11 protein-coding genes are annotated in these 14169 nt (G+C 61.5%); 3 read left to right on the plus strand and 8 right to left on the minus strand.

The features are described from left to right. Positions 1–59: 59 nt before the first annotated feature. From gap to edd, 5 genes are all read right to left on the minus strand, one after another. On the minus strand, positions 60–1094 hold the full coding sequence (gene gap / locus BLT26_RS04615) for a type I glyceraldehyde-3-phosphate dehydrogenase (RefSeq protein ID WP_091509313.1): 1035 nt from the start codon (positions 1092–1094) through the stop codon (positions 60–62). Positions 1095–1166: 72 nt separating this feature from the next. Then, positions 1167–1799 (minus strand): bifunctional 4-hydroxy-2-oxoglutarate aldolase/2-dehydro-3-deoxy-phosphogluconate aldolase, encoded by a 633-nt coding sequence (locus BLT26_RS04620; RefSeq protein WP_091509316.1) that lies wholly within the window; start codon positions 1797–1799, stop codon positions 1167–1169. Positions 1800–1849: 50 nt separating this feature from the next. Continuing rightward, the gene (gene pgl / locus BLT26_RS04625) at positions 1850–2563 is read right to left on the minus strand and encodes a 6-phosphogluconolactonase (protein ID WP_342706097.1); all 714 of its coding nucleotides are present in this window, start codon (positions 2561–2563) and stop codon (positions 1850–1852) included. Positions 2564–2622: 59 nt separating this feature from the next. Continuing rightward, a complete protein-coding gene (zwf, locus tag BLT26_RS04630) occupies positions 2623–4083 on the minus strand; it encodes a glucose-6-phosphate dehydrogenase (protein WP_091509320.1) in 1461 nt (486 codons plus the stop codon). Positions 4084–4138: 55 nt separating this feature from the next. Next, positions 4139–5956 (minus strand): phosphogluconate dehydratase, encoded by a 1818-nt coding sequence (edd, locus tag BLT26_RS04635; RefSeq protein ID WP_091509323.1) that lies wholly within the window; start codon positions 5954–5956, stop codon positions 4139–4141. A 1095-nt stretch (positions 5957–7051) separates the two neighbouring features. Between edd and BLT26_RS04640 the strand changes: the two genes are divergently transcribed. After that, a complete protein-coding gene (locus BLT26_RS04640) occupies positions 7052–8101 on the plus strand; it encodes a LacI family DNA-binding transcriptional regulator (RefSeq protein ID WP_091509327.1) in 1050 nt (349 codons plus the stop codon). Positions 8102–8185: 84 nt separating this feature from the next. Here BLT26_RS04640 and nagA read toward each other — a convergent pair whose 3' ends face one another. From nagA to nagK, 3 genes are all read right to left on the minus strand, one after another. Next, positions 8186–9322 carry an N-acetylglucosamine-6-phosphate deacetylase gene (gene nagA, locus BLT26_RS04645; protein WP_091509331.1) on the minus strand — a complete coding sequence of 379 codons (1137 nt, stop codon included), beginning with the start codon at positions 9320–9322 and terminating at the stop codon, positions 8186–8188. 27 nt (positions 9323–9349) lie between these two features. Then, positions 9350–10342: a glucosamine-6-phosphate deaminase NagB-II gene (nagB-II, locus tag BLT26_RS04650; protein ID WP_245720592.1), complete on the minus strand. Its 993-nt coding sequence runs from the start codon at positions 10340–10342 to the stop codon at positions 9350–9352. Positions 10343–10450: 108 nt separating this feature from the next. Further along, the gene (nagK, locus tag BLT26_RS04655; RefSeq protein ID WP_091509340.1) at positions 10451–11407 is read right to left on the minus strand and encodes an N-acetylglucosamine kinase; all 957 of its coding nucleotides are present in this window, start codon (positions 11405–11407) and stop codon (positions 10451–10453) included. A gap of 360 nt (positions 11408–11767) precedes the next feature. Between nagK and BLT26_RS04660 the strand changes: the two genes are divergently transcribed. Both BLT26_RS04660 and BLT26_RS04665 read left to right on the plus strand, forming a co-directional pair. Then, complete coding sequence (locus BLT26_RS04660) at positions 11768–13111, plus strand: substrate-binding domain-containing protein (protein WP_091509347.1); 1344 nt, start codon at positions 11768–11770, stop codon at positions 13109–13111. Between the two features lie 216 nt (positions 13112–13327). Further along, positions 13328–14146 carry a DUF6279 family lipoprotein gene (locus BLT26_RS04665; RefSeq protein WP_091509353.1) on the plus strand — a complete coding sequence of 273 codons (819 nt, stop codon included), beginning with the start codon at positions 13328–13330 and terminating at the stop codon, positions 14144–14146. Positions 14147–14169: the final 23 nt, after the last annotated feature.

The raw sequence follows: 14169 nt of genomic DNA on the forward strand, positions 1-14169 counted from the left end.
TGTCGTTTATTGAATACTGATTTCCCGCGATGCGGACCCTTGGCTTGCCCGGCGACGGATCAGGCGGTCTCTGCGGCAGCCTTGTTCACTTCCAGGGCTTCCGCCATGGCAATAGTGGTATCCAGCATCCGGTGCGAAAAACCCCATTCATTGTCGTACCAGGCCATGACCTTAACCAGGTTGCCATTGACACGGGTGTGATTGGCATCGAAATGGCTGGACGCGGTAGTGTGATTGAAATCGACGGAGACCAGGGGCTGGTCACAATAGGTCAGCACCCCGCCACTGGCTTCGGCAGCGCGCTCCATAATCTGGTTGACCTCTTCCACGGTAGTATCGCGGTCCGCGATAAACTGGCAATCCACCAGTGAGACGTTGCTCACCGGCACGCGTACCGCCATGCCGTCCAGGCGCCCCTTGAGTTCGGGCAGCACCAGGCCAACCGCCGCCGCGGCACCGGTCTTGGTAGGAATCATGTTGTCGGCGGCCGCACGGGCCCGGTAGATATCGGCGTGCACCGCGTCCTGGGTATTCTGGTCGTTGGTATAGGCATGCACGGTGGTCATGAAACCGCGCTCGATTCCGAGTTCGCGGTGCAGGGCCTGCGCCACCGGTGCCAGGCAGTTGGTCGTACAAGAGGCATTGGAGACCACTTTGTGCTCGGCGGTGAGCCTGTCGTCGTTCACGCCGTAGACCACCGTCAGGTCCGCATCCTTGGACGGCGCCGAAATCAGCACAGCCCTGGCGCCTGCGGTGATATGCGCCGAGGCGGCCTCTTTGCCGGTGAAGCGGCCGGTACACTCGAGCACCAGGTCGACACCGAGCTCTTTCCACGGCAGCTGGGCCGGGTCCCTCTCCTGGCATACGCGGATGCGATCGCTACCGATCAGCAGCGTGTCACCGTCCACACTGACCGGAGTATTGAACCGGCCGTGAATGGTATCGAAGCGTGTCAGGTGCGCATTGGATTCCACCGGAGCCAGGTCGTTGATGGCGACCAGCTGCACCCGGTCGCTGTAACCGGATTCATAAATTGCGCGGGTAACATTGCGCCCGATACGGCCGTAGCCATTGATCGCGATTTTGATTTTCATATCCCAAGCCTCAATTATTGAATTTGTTACTAAAGTATTTTCCAGCGGACGGCGCACGCGCCCCGCCCTGTCCTAGGGCAGCGCCAGTGCCTTCGCCTCGCGGGCGAGACGCGTAATCTCGTCCCAGCTCTTTTCTTTGAGGAGTGCTGCCGAGGCCATCCAGGAGCCCCCGACACAGATCACGTTCGGAAGGGCCAGGAAATCTCTCGCATTGGCGGGAGTGATTCCTCCGGTGGGACAGAACTTCACCTGGGGCACCGGGCCACCAATGGATTTCAGCATCGGCACACCGCCAGCCGCCTGTGCGGGAAAGAATTTCTGGTACTCGTAGCCCCGCTCATAGAGACGCATCACCTCTGACGGAGTGGCTGCTCCCGGCAGGAGGGGCACCGGGCAGTCCTCGGCGGCGTCAAGCAGCTTTTCGGTGGTACCCGGGCTCACCATGAATGTGGCCCCGGCGTCTACTGAGCGACGCAGGTCGCCGGGGTTCATGACGGTACCGGTACCTACGTGAGCATCGGGAAGGTGCCTGGCGATTTCTTCCACGGCCGCCAGTGCGGCTTCTGTGCGCAGGGTGACCTCGAGCACGTTCAGCCCGCCCTCTACCAGGGCCTGCGCCAGCGGCAAGGCTTCTTTGGCACTGTCAATTACCAGCACCGGCACGACACCCGCCTGCGCCAGCACCTCTCCTAACTTATTCTGCATGTGTCAATTCCAGTTCGATTTCAATTCAGGGGGCGAGGTATGCTCGCCGGTCACGGCGCCCAGTACACAGTCACCGGCTTCAGTCCCTGACGCAGCACACTGCGTATGGGCATTTCCAGCTCGTCGCTACCGAGTAGCGCTTCGCGGTAAACCTTGAGCTTTTCTTCACCGGTAATCAGCAGCTTGATGTCCTGTGCTTGCAGGATCGCAGCCAGGCTGAGGGTCATCCGTTCCGTGTGACTGCCGGTAACCTCACTCTGCTTGGCGGTTATTGCTCGGCAGAGCTGGCCGGACTCCGGTTGTAGCGCCTCCTCGAGGCCATCGGCATGGGGGAACAGCGAGGCAGTGTGACCATCGCTGCCCATTCCCAGCAGGCACACATCGAACGGCCGCGGCAATTCAGCATAGGCACGCTCGCAGTCTGCCTGCCCTTCCACCGCTGTCCGGTGCGGGGTTTTCATACCCAGGAAGGGCGCCTCGGCGGCATAGTTCTGCAAGAGGGTGTTTTCGATAAAGCTGTGGTTACTGCCGCTTTCACCGCGATCGACCCAGCGCTCGTCCACCAAGGCAACATTGATCTTCTTCCACGGCAGCGGTCGCTTGGAGAGCGCCTCATAGACAGGCTTCGGCGAACTGCCGCCCGAGACCAGGAAGGCTGCCTGCTCGCGCTCCCTGATCCCGCGCTGAAGGGCACTGGCGCAGTCATTCGCCAGTGCCATCACCAGGCGTTCACGATCAGGATAAAATTTTTCTTCTACCATCATGACTTCAGGTCCGATTGGTGGTGAATTGCTTCTTCAATATCGTTCTTTGGCACGACAGGTTACTGTGCGTTGAACCAGTGGCGGCCGTCCTCTTCCAGCAGTTCATCTGCCGCTTCAGGCCCCCAGCTGCCGGCGCGATAAAGATGGGGCTGGCTACCGGTTTCCCGCCAGTGGTCAATGATCGGGTCTACCCAGGCCCAGGCCGTGGCAACCTCCTCACGATGAATAAACAGGGCGGAGTTATTCGCGGCGGCATCGAGCATCAGGCGCTTGTATGCATCGCTCTTGAAGCTGTCGTAGGTCTCCGACAGCGACAGGTTGAGTTCCACCGGCTGCAGTTCCATTTCCAGGCTGTCCATCTTCTTCGCCATCAGCACCAGCTTGATGCTCTCTTCCGGCTGCAGGCGGATCACCAGGCGATTGGGAACCACCTTGCCGGCACCCTCGCCGTAAACACGGTGAGAAACATTCTTGTACTGGATTACGATTTCCGCGCAGCGTTTCTCCATGCGCTTGCCGGTACGCAGATAGAAAGGCACACCCGCCCAGCGCCAGTTGTCGATATGCGCCCGGATGGCAACAAAGGTTTCGGTGCTGCTGGACGCGGCATCCAGTTCTTCCAGGTAGCCCGGAACCAGTTGTGAGCCCAGGCCGCCAGCGACGTACTGGCCGCGCACGATGTTCTCGTCAACGCCATCCCCCACCAGCGGGCGGAGCGCCTCCAGCACCTTGATCTTCTCTGCGCGGATATTCCTTGCGGACATGCTGTTGGGCGATTCCATGGCGATCAGGCACAAAAGCTGTAGCAGGTGGTTCTGCACCATGTCCCGCAGAGCCCCGGTTTCATCGTAGAAGCCGGCGCGGCCCTCGAGACCAACGGTCTCAGAGATACTGATCTGGATGTGGTCGATGACGCTCGCGTCCCACAGGTGTTCAAACAGCACATTGCTGAAGCGCAGTGCAAGCAGGTTCTGTACGGTTTCCTTGCCCAGGTAGTGGTCGATGCGGAAAATCTGGTTCTCGGGGAAAAACTCGCCGATCTTGTCGTTGATCTCGGCGGAAGTCTGGGCGTTATAGCCCAGGGGTTTTTCCACCACTACCCGCGACTGCGAGTGGATCAGCCCTTTCAGTGAAAGGTTCTCACAACAGGGGCCGAATACTGCGGGCGGAATAGCCAGGTAGAAGAGGCGTACACGCTGCTCGTCAGCGCCGAGGATGTCACCGAGCTGGTCCCATTTCTCGTCGGGCTTGGAAATATCCAGGGAAACGGCCCGGAGGAGCTTGCTGAACGACTCCCACACGGACTCGCTGTACTCGCCGTCACGGAGGTGTGTTTTCAGTGCCTCACGGGCGCGATCCAGGTAATTTTCGACGTCCTCCTCCCGGCGGCATACCGGCAAAATCCGGCTGTCTCCTGCGAGGCCGCCCTCCAGGTAGGCGCGATATAAAGCAGGAATAAGCTTGCGCAATGCAAGGTCACCCACTCCGCCAAACAAGACCATATCGAAAGGATTATTCATAGTTTTTGCTCTGTCATCCTGAAAGGGCTCAGGCTCCCGCGGGAGCCCTACCTGGTTAATAGAGAATGCTTGCGCCGCTCTCGGCTCCACTGGCAAGTGCGCGCATATTGGTAAACAGTTCGCGGCCCATGCCCCGTGCATTGCCGCGAAGATCGGCTTCGGCAGGCTCCCGCGCGGCCAGTTCGGCCTCGTCCACGTGCACCTTGAGGATGCCAGCCTCGGAATCAAGCTCGATCACGTCGCCATCGCGAACCTTGCCGATATTGCCGCCGTCGGCAGCTTCCGGTGAGACGTGGATAGCGGCTGGAACATTGCCCGACGCACCTGACATCCGCCCATCTGTCACCAGGGCCACCTTGAATCCACGGTCCTGCAGTACCGCCAGTGTCGGTGTCAGCTTGTGCAGCTCCGGCATACCGTTAGCCTGCGGCCCCTGGAAGCGCACCACCGCGACAAAATCCCGCTCCAGCTCACCGGCCTTGAAGCGCTCGAGCAGCTCGTTCTGGTCGTTCAGGACAATGGCCGGAGCCTTGACCTTCAACTGGTCAGGCTTCAGCGCGGAAACCTTGATTACACTGCGCCCGATGTTCCCCTGTAGCAGCTGCAGCCCACCGTGATGGGAGAATGGGTCGCTGGCCGGCCGGATGATATCGGGGTCGCCGGACTCCTCCACCGTAGGCCGCCAGATCACGCCGCTCTTGTCATCGTTGAGGAAGGGATCGTGACAGTATGGCTTGAGGCCGGAGTTACCCAATACCGTGTGCACGTCATCGTGCAGCAGGCCGGCGCCGAGCAGCTCCCGGATCAGGAACTGCATGCCGCCCGCAGCGGCAAAGTGATTGATGTCGGCAATGCCATTCGGGTAAACGTGGCACATCAGTGGCACCACGTCGGAAAGGTCTGCCATATCCTGCCAGGTGATCTGGATACCGGCCGCACGCGCCATAGCCACCAGGTGGAGCGTATGGTTGGTAGAGCCACCGGTAGCCAGCAGGCCGACAATGCCGTTGACAAAGGCTTTTTCCGTAAGGATTTTCGCGATCGGGGTGTGATGGCTTGGTTCGGTAATCTGCACAAGCTGCTTCACGGCCGCTTCGTTCAGGGCCTCGCGGAGCTCGGTACCGGGATTGACAAAGGAGCTGCCCGGCAGCTGCAGGCCCATGATCTCCACCAGCATCTGGTTGCTGTTGGCAGTGCCGTAGAAGGTGCAGGTACCGGGGCTGTGATAGGAGGCGCTCTCGGCGGCCAGCAGCTCGTCGCGTCCGACCTTACCCTCTGCATACAGTTTCCTGACCCGTGCCTTTTCCGGGTTGGACAGGCCCGACGGCATCGGCCCTGCCGGCACGAACACCGCCGGCAGGTGACCGAAGGCCAGGGCGCCGATTACCAGCCCGGGGACGATCTTGTCGCAAATCCCCAGGTACAAGCTGCCTTCAAATACGTCATGGGACAGGGCAACCGCGGTGGCCATGGCAATGACATCCCGTGAAAACAGGCTCAACTCCATGCCCGCACGGCCCTGGGTCACTCCGTCGCACATGGCGGGTACGCCGCCGGCCACCTGTGCGGTTGCCCCATTGCGCAGGGCGGCCTGCTTGAGCAGTTCCGGATAGGTACCGTAGGGCTGGTGCGCGGAGAGCATGTCGTTGTACGCAGTGACGATGGCCAGGTTAGGCCCGCGGCCAGAAGCGATCAGGTTCTTCTCCTCCTGGCTGGAGGCAGCAATGGCGTGGGCGAGGTTGCCGCAACCGAGGTGGCTGGCCGCCCGGCCCTCGATATGTGCCTTTTCAATCTGGTCGAGATACTCGGCGCGAGTTTGCTCACTGCGCTCGATAATGCGCTCGGTTACCGATTGGACCTTACTGTGTACCATAAACTTTCTGCTCTATTGTGTATTCGTCCGGCAACGTGTGGGATCCAGCCCCCAGCTTCGCGGAACGGCATTCCTGGCCGGGATAGGCTGCAGGAGCACTATCGGAGCGCTCCCGCGCCTGCTGACAACAACACCACCGCTTTCGTTGTAGTGCCGACAGGGGACCTTCACCCAATTGCGGGCCCCGGCGGCATAAAGAAGAATTTTCCAGGCCGCGATCTGTGGCAGAACCTTGTGCTTATATAGCGCAGCCGAGGGGCGCGAACCCGGCGGCTCTGCACGCCGGGGCGGGAAACTGTTTCCCTGGCGTTTTCTCGCCTCCTCCGACAAGGCACCGCTTCCCGGGGGGGGGGGTACCCGCCACTGCTGGCCGGGAGGCGACTCTCGGCCGCTGCCAGCCCCGGAAAATCGGCTCCGGCGCCACTGAAACGGCGCTCGCGATACTCCGTTACCGCGTACGCCGCCATTATGTAGTAAATTTACAAACTCTTTCAAGCCGGCGCACTCACACAGGGTCCTGCAGGTTATTTTTTGAACGCCCCACTGTAGTAAGCCTGCATTCGGCCAACCCGTGAGACCGGATTCGGGACCCGCCCTCACCCGCCACTCCATACGCCCCCCTCCCCCCTCTTCTGCGCTCGCGCCATCCCCAACTGCCGGCCGGCCATGGGCCAACGAGGGAGCGACCGTCCGCCATTGCGGTCCAGCCCGTGCCGGCAGAAAGAATGGAACCGCAAGGGCGAGCGATACTGACCGGCACGAGAATCAGCGGTCACATCGCTGCCTCATCCACGGGAGCCGTGCCGGGAAAGCCGCGCCTGCCCACCCACCTTGGCGAGTGTCGGCGGACTGAGGAAGGCCGGAGGCTGCGCTGCCAGACACGGGGCTGCCAGCATGCACCGGGATCGACAGAGTGTTTTGTAGTATTACTTCAGGAAGTCGGGAGATTCCGGTGCAGCCGCGCTTCCCGCCCGCGGATCTCTGAGGTGCCGGCTATAGTTGCGCCGCGGGGGAAGGCGATGCGGGCGGGGAATACTGATAGACTGCGGGACAGCGCCCCGAGGGACCGACACGGGAAAGACAAGGCCGCTACCAATGACAGTTACCATCACTGACGTCGCCGCTCGTGCAGGCGTATCCATAAAGACCGTTTCGCGCGTGATCAACAACGAGCCCTCCGTGCGTCCGGCCACCAGGAAAAAAGTAGAGGATGCGGTCAAGGCCCTGAATTACCAGCCCAACCTGGCAGCGCGCAACCTGGCCGGCTCCCGCGCCTATACGATTGCGTTCATCTACGACAATCCAAACGCCTACTATGTCATCGACATGCAGAACGGCATTCTCGAGGCCTGCAAGGCGCAGGGTTACGAACTCCTGATTCACCCAAGCGACTCGAAGTCGCCCACCGCACACCGGGAACTCAAGCAGCTTGTCGACCACTCGAAAGTCGCGGGGCTGGTGCTCACACCACCCTTCTCGGAAAGTGAGTCGATCATTGAAACCCTGGACCAGCTGGATGTCGCCTATGTCCGCATCGTCTCCAAGGCGGTGCAAGTGGCGAAGGCGGATAACTGCATCCAGGTAGACGACGCTGCGGCGGCGTTCGAGCTGACCGGACACTTGCTGGCACTCGGGCATAAACGGATTGGCTTTCTTTGCGGAGGCGAAGAGCACGTCTCGACCCACGGCCGTCTCGAGGGCTATCGGCGGGCGCTGGAACAAGTCGGCCTCTCGATCGACGAGTCGCTGATCCTGCGGGGCGAGTATTCATTCGAATCCGGTGTAGACGGGGCGAAGAAACTCATGAATGGCGACGCCCCGCCCACCGCGATCTTCGCCAGCAATGACGAAATGGCGGCCGGGGCGCTGTTTGCCGCGCGGCTGATGAACATTGAGATCCCCGGCCAGCTGTCGATTGTCGGTTTTGAAGACAGCCCCTTTTCCCGCCAGACCTGGCCCAAGCTGACCACCGCCCACCAGCCAAACAATGAAATTGCAAAGTGTGCTGCGGCGCTTGTGCTCAGCAAGGCTCGCGGCAAGACATCAAGCGAGGGTGGCACTGGCAGCCAGGAAAGCGCTATCCAGCGCGAATTCACGCCCGAACTGGTGATACGGGACTCCAGCGGGCCAGCCCCCGGCCTGTAACAGCTCCCCCGGCGGTAAAGCTGCTCCCCCCTGGCAGTTTTCCCTGGGCATTCCTCCTATCGTGGATATTTTCCAATCCGCGCGCTACCGCGCAGGAAATACCTCCCTTCCCGAAATCCAGGTCCGGCTAACACTGCAGTCACTGTCCAGCAGGATCATGTCCGCGGCCCTGCCGGGCTCGAGCCGTCCCCCATCAAGCCCGAGGAACTGCGACGGGTAGAGCGACGCCATGCGCAGCGCCTCCGTCAGCCCCACCCCGCACCACTCGCTGATATTGCGCACCGCACTGATCATGTCCAGCTGGGACCCGGCCAGTTCACCGGTGCTAGAGGTAAGACGGTCACCTTCCCGGGTCACGATGCGGTCAAACAGTGGAAAGCTGCTTTCATTGCTGCCCACCAGGGACATGGCATCGGTCACCAGCATGACTTTCCCGCGCGGCTTGGCTTTCAGGGCCAGGATCATGGCCGCGGGACTCACGTGATGGCCATCTGCGATTAGCCCACACCATGCGTCATCACTGATCAGGGCCATCCCCACCATGCCCGGCTCCCGCGAATGGAGCGGGGACATGGCGTTGTACAGGTGGGTGAAGCCGGTGGCGCCCGCCTCCAGCGCGGCCGCGACGGTAGCCCCGTCAGCATTGCTGTGGCCGAGGCAGACCTTGACCCCCAGCTTCACCAGCCTGTGAATATCGCCGGTGGCGACGTTCTCCGGCGCGATGGTAACCACCTTTATGCCCAGGTCGTCGCGGGCGTAAATCTCCAGCTCTGTATCTGTAAGCGGCCGGATGAACCTCTCCTCATGAGTACCCTTCTTGGGCGCGCTGAGGTGGGGCCCCTCGAAATGCACCCCCAGGACGCCGGGAATCCCTTCGCGCAGTGCTGTGCTGACCGCGCCAGCCGCCTGATGCATTACCCGGATTTCATCGGTAATCAGCGTGGGCAGGAAGCCGGTGGTGCCGTAGCGGGAGTGGGCAGCGCTCATCTTCCTCAGCGAATCGACGGTTGGATCGTTGTTGAACAGAGCCCCGCCGCCACCGTTAACCTGGACATCGACCAGGCCGGGAGCGAGCAGGCCCTGCAGCCGCTCCCCTTCTCCCGAGATACCATCGCCGACGGCAAGGATTTTGCCGGTGCTGTCAATCTCGAGCGGAATATCAGCGTGCAGTTGTTCACCATCAAAGAGCTGCTCCGCGATGAGAATCCGTGACTCCGCCATATTTCACTCCCTTTTTTTATGCGGTGCTCAGACAGTCTGGGTAACTTTTTTGAGGCCGGCCGGCTCGTCCGGGTTAATCCCGCGACTCACCGCCACATGGGCAACGTCGATATAGAAACGCTGCAGGAGCGCCAGTGGCGCCACACGGGGATGCACGCCCTGGCTCGGCACATGCAGATTGATCAGGGTACCGCCGCGGCGAATAATGTCGGCGATCTGCTCGCTGTGGGTCTGGAAGGATTCATCTTCAATCGGTACGTTGATCACGGTCAGTTTCTGCTCCACGAGCGTTACAGGTCCGTGCAGGAATTCGGCACTGGAAAAAGACTCCGCATGGATATTGCAGACTTCCTTTAGCTTCAGGGCCAGCTCCCGTGTAATGCCGTAGCCGGGCCCGCGCCCCAGGACCACCAGGTTCCTCACCGAAGCCACATCCTCCGGCCGCAGCTGGATTTCCGCCGCTACTGCGTCGCGCAGGGTCTGGGGCAGCGCTTCAACTGCCCCCAGCAATCCCTGGTCCTCCGTCCAGTTGGCCACCAGCTGGAGTACCGCAGAGAGGGTGGCGAGGTAACTTTTCGTGGCTGCGACGGCTTTTTCAGGGCCCGCCTTGAGCGGGACCATAAGGTGGACGATGTCTTTGATCGGCGCCGACTCATCATTGACCATCGCCACGGTGTAGGCACCGGCCTCCCGCGCCATTCGCGCCTGGGCGAGTATGTCGGGACTGCGGCCGGACTGGGAAATGACCAGTACCAGGGCCCCTTCCAGTTTGAGCCTGCGTCCATAGACGCTGGAAACCGAAGGTGCGGCGGCAAAAGTCGGCACGCCGGTTTCGATCTCTATCAGGTACTTGGCAAAGACCCCGGCATGGTCAGAGGAGCCGCGCCCCACAATCATTACAAACCGCGGTGGGTCGCGACGCAGCCTTTCACCCAGCTCCGCCATTATGTGGGCATTACCCTGTAACTGCTCGGCAATCCTGTCGGGCGCCTCGCGGGCCTCCGTTTCCATAACCGTCATGACCATTGTTCTGCCTACCTGTGTTATCCCGTCGGGATCCCCTGAAGCCATAGTATTGTCACGCCGCTCTCCCTGTTAACCGCCCTTCTGCTAACCGGGCACTCCCTGTTAGCCCAGCACGGTTCTACTGTCATTTTGGGGGAATCCGTCTGCACCGGCGGCGCCCGCTCTCAGTTCCGCTGCCAGTGACTGCCGGGCAAAGTACACACAACCGATTTCGGGCGGATCCAGTGGATCCGCCAGGCGCTCGGCGATGGGAGGCGCCAGCCAGGGACGCAGCCGCAGTGCCAGCCCACCCATAATCGACAGCCGCGGAGCGCCGGACTCCAGCAACTTGCCGGCAAGATCACTGATATAAGACGCTCCATCCCGCATGATCTCGCTGGCTATCGGGTCACCCGCCTCCGCACACTCAACCACCTGTACTGCAAGACGAGCGTAGTGACTGGAGGGCCCGCCTCCAATCTTTTCAAACACCTCGTTCGCATCGCGACTCTCCAGTGCCCGCAGGAGTTCGCCCTTGAGCTGCGAATCCGGCGCCAGCCCGTCGAGGGCGAGGAACAGGTACTTCACCGCCTCCATGCCCATCCAGGCGCCGCTGCCTTTGTCGCCATGGGGAAAGCCGTGTCCTCCCAGGACTTTGGCACGCCCGCCTACCCATGCGTAGCCACAGGAGCCAGTGCCGGCAATGATCACTGCCCCGTCCTCGCCGCCATGGGCGCCCAGGCAGGCCGAATGCTGGTCAGTGGTCAGGTACATTTTGCCGAACGGGTGTGACCAGGAAGCCACCCTGTTATAGAGGCTGGGCATATTCACGCCGGCAAGTCCCACCCCGGCCACAAGTTTGCCCAGCAGATTGCTGGGAAGCCCCGCATCGGCCAGCGCCAGGGAAGCGGAACGGACCACCGAGTCGATCGTTTGTGCGAAGCCGTGGTGCGGGTTGGCGGGCCCGGCGACTCCGCTACCCAATACGCGGTTACGGGCATCGACGATAGAGGCACGGCACTTACTGCCGCCGCCGTCGATTCCGATAAAAAGGCAGCCACTGTCTCTCGCCGTCACCATCTACATCTGTCTCCCGGAATATCCGCTGTCATGCGCTTGCCTGAGTTCCCGCTATTTCTCTCCCGTGACGCCCGGGCAGCGGCGCTGAAGAAACGCGCCAGAGCAGCTGGGTCCTGATCTCCGGGCATACTACAGCATGACTGACAGCGCTGTCATAAATTTCAGGTCCTTTAGCGATTTTGTGCCGCCATTCCGCCCCAGCTCTCCAGGTTGGCGCCCCCCCCCACAAACCGCGCCGTACGGCAATGCAATAAATCTGTCACATTCTTTTGCGATAACGGCGCCCGCTTCGCAGTCCCCCGGCCGTAACACCAGGTGGCCTCGAGAAGGAATAACAACAGAATATACGAGGATGTATCGATGCGGTTTACGCAGGCTTTCGCCCTGACATTAACACTGTGGATCGCCACAGCCCCGGTGGCCGGCACCCCGGTGGCCGGCACCCCGGTGGCCGGCATGGAGTCGCAGGTCCTGTTCAGGCTGACAGGTTCAAACACCATCGGCGCGGAGCTGGCCCCGGCCCTCGTCATGGGTTACCTCGAAAGCCTCAACGCCCGCACTATCACCCACCGAAGTGAGGGTGAACGCCACTTGGTCAGGGCCGAGCTGCATGGCCGACAGGTAGAGGTGCCGATCATTGCCCTCGGTTCCGGCACCGGCTTCAAGGCCCTGGACGCTGGCACAACAGACATCGCCATGGCCTCGCGCAGAATCAAGGAGGGGGAGATAAACCGCCTGGGCCGCTTCGGCGACATGACCGGTGCGGCGGCGGAGCATGTCATTGGCCTGGATGCACTCGTGGTAGCGGTCCACCCGACGAACAGTGTGCGGCAGCTGGCTCTGGGGGACTTGCGCGATATTTACTCCGGCAAAATACGCAACTGGAGGGAGCTCGGTGGCGCCGATCTCGCTATCCGGCCCCTCCACCGCGATATTGAATCCGGCACCCGGGCGACCTTCGACAAAGAGGTATTCGGCGCCGGCCGCCCGGCGGCCTCGCACGTGTACGAGGTCTCTGGCAATGCAGAAACACACCAGCTAATCACCTCCGAGGCAGCCGCCATCGGTTACCTGCCTTTCGCCGATGCCGCCGACATACACAAGGTGGCGATCAAGGCTGGTGAACTGGCCGCCGTGGTGCCGCACAGGGGCATCGTAGCCACGGAAGATTTCCCCCTCACCCGGCGGCTCTACCTTTACCGCAATCCCGGCCATTACGATCCACAAGTGGACGGCTTTCTCGACTTCGTCGAGTCGGGGGTCGGCCAGGCACTCGTTGCGCAGACAGGGTTCATCGACCTCTCTCCCGTGACCCTTAAAATGGCGCCCTATCCCAATGCGCCCGAGGCCTATCAGTCGCTTATGCGCGAGGCGGAGCGACTGAGCATCTCCTTCCGCTTCACAGACGGCAGCGCCGAGCTCGACAATCGCGCGCTGAAAGACCTGCGCCGCCTGGAAGAGTTTCTCGCACAGGCCGATCGGGAAGTGGAGTTGACCCTGGTCGGGTTCTCGGACCAGCGCTCCAGCGACAATGTCTCTGAACTGATCTCCCGCTTCCGTGCGCTCAAGGTGCGGGGCGCGCTGTTGCGCGATCATGACATCAGCCGTATCAGGGTGCTGGCCCTGGGGGCCTTTGCGCCCCTCACCGCCGATGCCGAACACGCTCCGCTCAAGAACGGCCGGGTGGAAGTCTGGGTCAGATAGGAACCGCCTCCTCCCGACTACCGACAAATTCGCGCCACTTCGCACCCTGAACCCGAATCGGAGCCCCCAAATTGTGTCTTAATGAAAAGGAGACTTTCCTGTTCCAGCGGGAAACGGTGTCGCATAAGGAAGGCGTGAATGGTTCCCGGTCCTTTCAAAACCAGATCTGTTCAACCGGGGCCCGGGGCTTTCCGTGCCAGGCTGCATGGATACCTTTTGCTCCTGGCCCTCGTCCTTCTGCTCCCCGGCTGCTCCAGCATCCAGTTCGCGTACAACCAGCTGGACCGCTGGATGCGCTGGCAGATTGACGACTATGTAGATTTCACCGACCAGCAGGAACAGCAGCTGCGCCGTGCCCTCACCCAGTTCCATGCCTGGCACCGGCGCACACAGCTACCTGAGTACGCGGACTACTTCGAGAACCTCGCCGCCCGCATAGAGTCGCGGCAGCTGGGTCCCGGGGACCTGCCCGCCGTCGAACAGCAGGCCACCGCTTATTGGGAGACATCCAGCGCAAAACTATACGATCTGTTGCTGCCTCTCACTGCGACCTTGCAGCGGGAGCAGGTTCAGGAACTCGCATATAACCTGCGCGAGAAGCGGGAGGAAAGCCTGGAGAAGTGGCGCAAGTCGCCGGAAAAGGTCCAGAAGCGGCGCCTGAAGCGGATCCGCAAACAGAGTGAACGCTGGCTCGGCTCACTCAGCGACACCCAGGAACAGCTGATTGCCGCCTGGGTAGAGCAGGTTGCCTACAATCCGCTCCTGCGCGACCAGCAGCGCCGCAAGTGGCAGGCCAGCTTCATCGACCTGCTGTGGCGACGCCCCGGGAACTGGCTGGCCCGGCTGCGCGACCTCATCGATAATCCCGAGCAGCTCTGGTCGGCGGAGTACCGCCTGATACAGCAGGAAAGGGAGAGGCGGGCCCGGGAACTCGCAGAGCAGATTTTCGCCACTATCACCGACGAGCAGCGCCAGCACCTGACCCGCACCCTGCGGGAATACGCCGCCGATTTCCGCGCTCTCAGCGCGCAATAAATGATCGGATAATGGACGCCCCG

It is taken from the genome of Microbulbifer yueqingensis (genome assembly GCF_900100355.1).
GTDB lineage: Bacteria > Pseudomonadota > Gammaproteobacteria > Pseudomonadales > Cellvibrionaceae > Microbulbifer > Microbulbifer yueqingensis.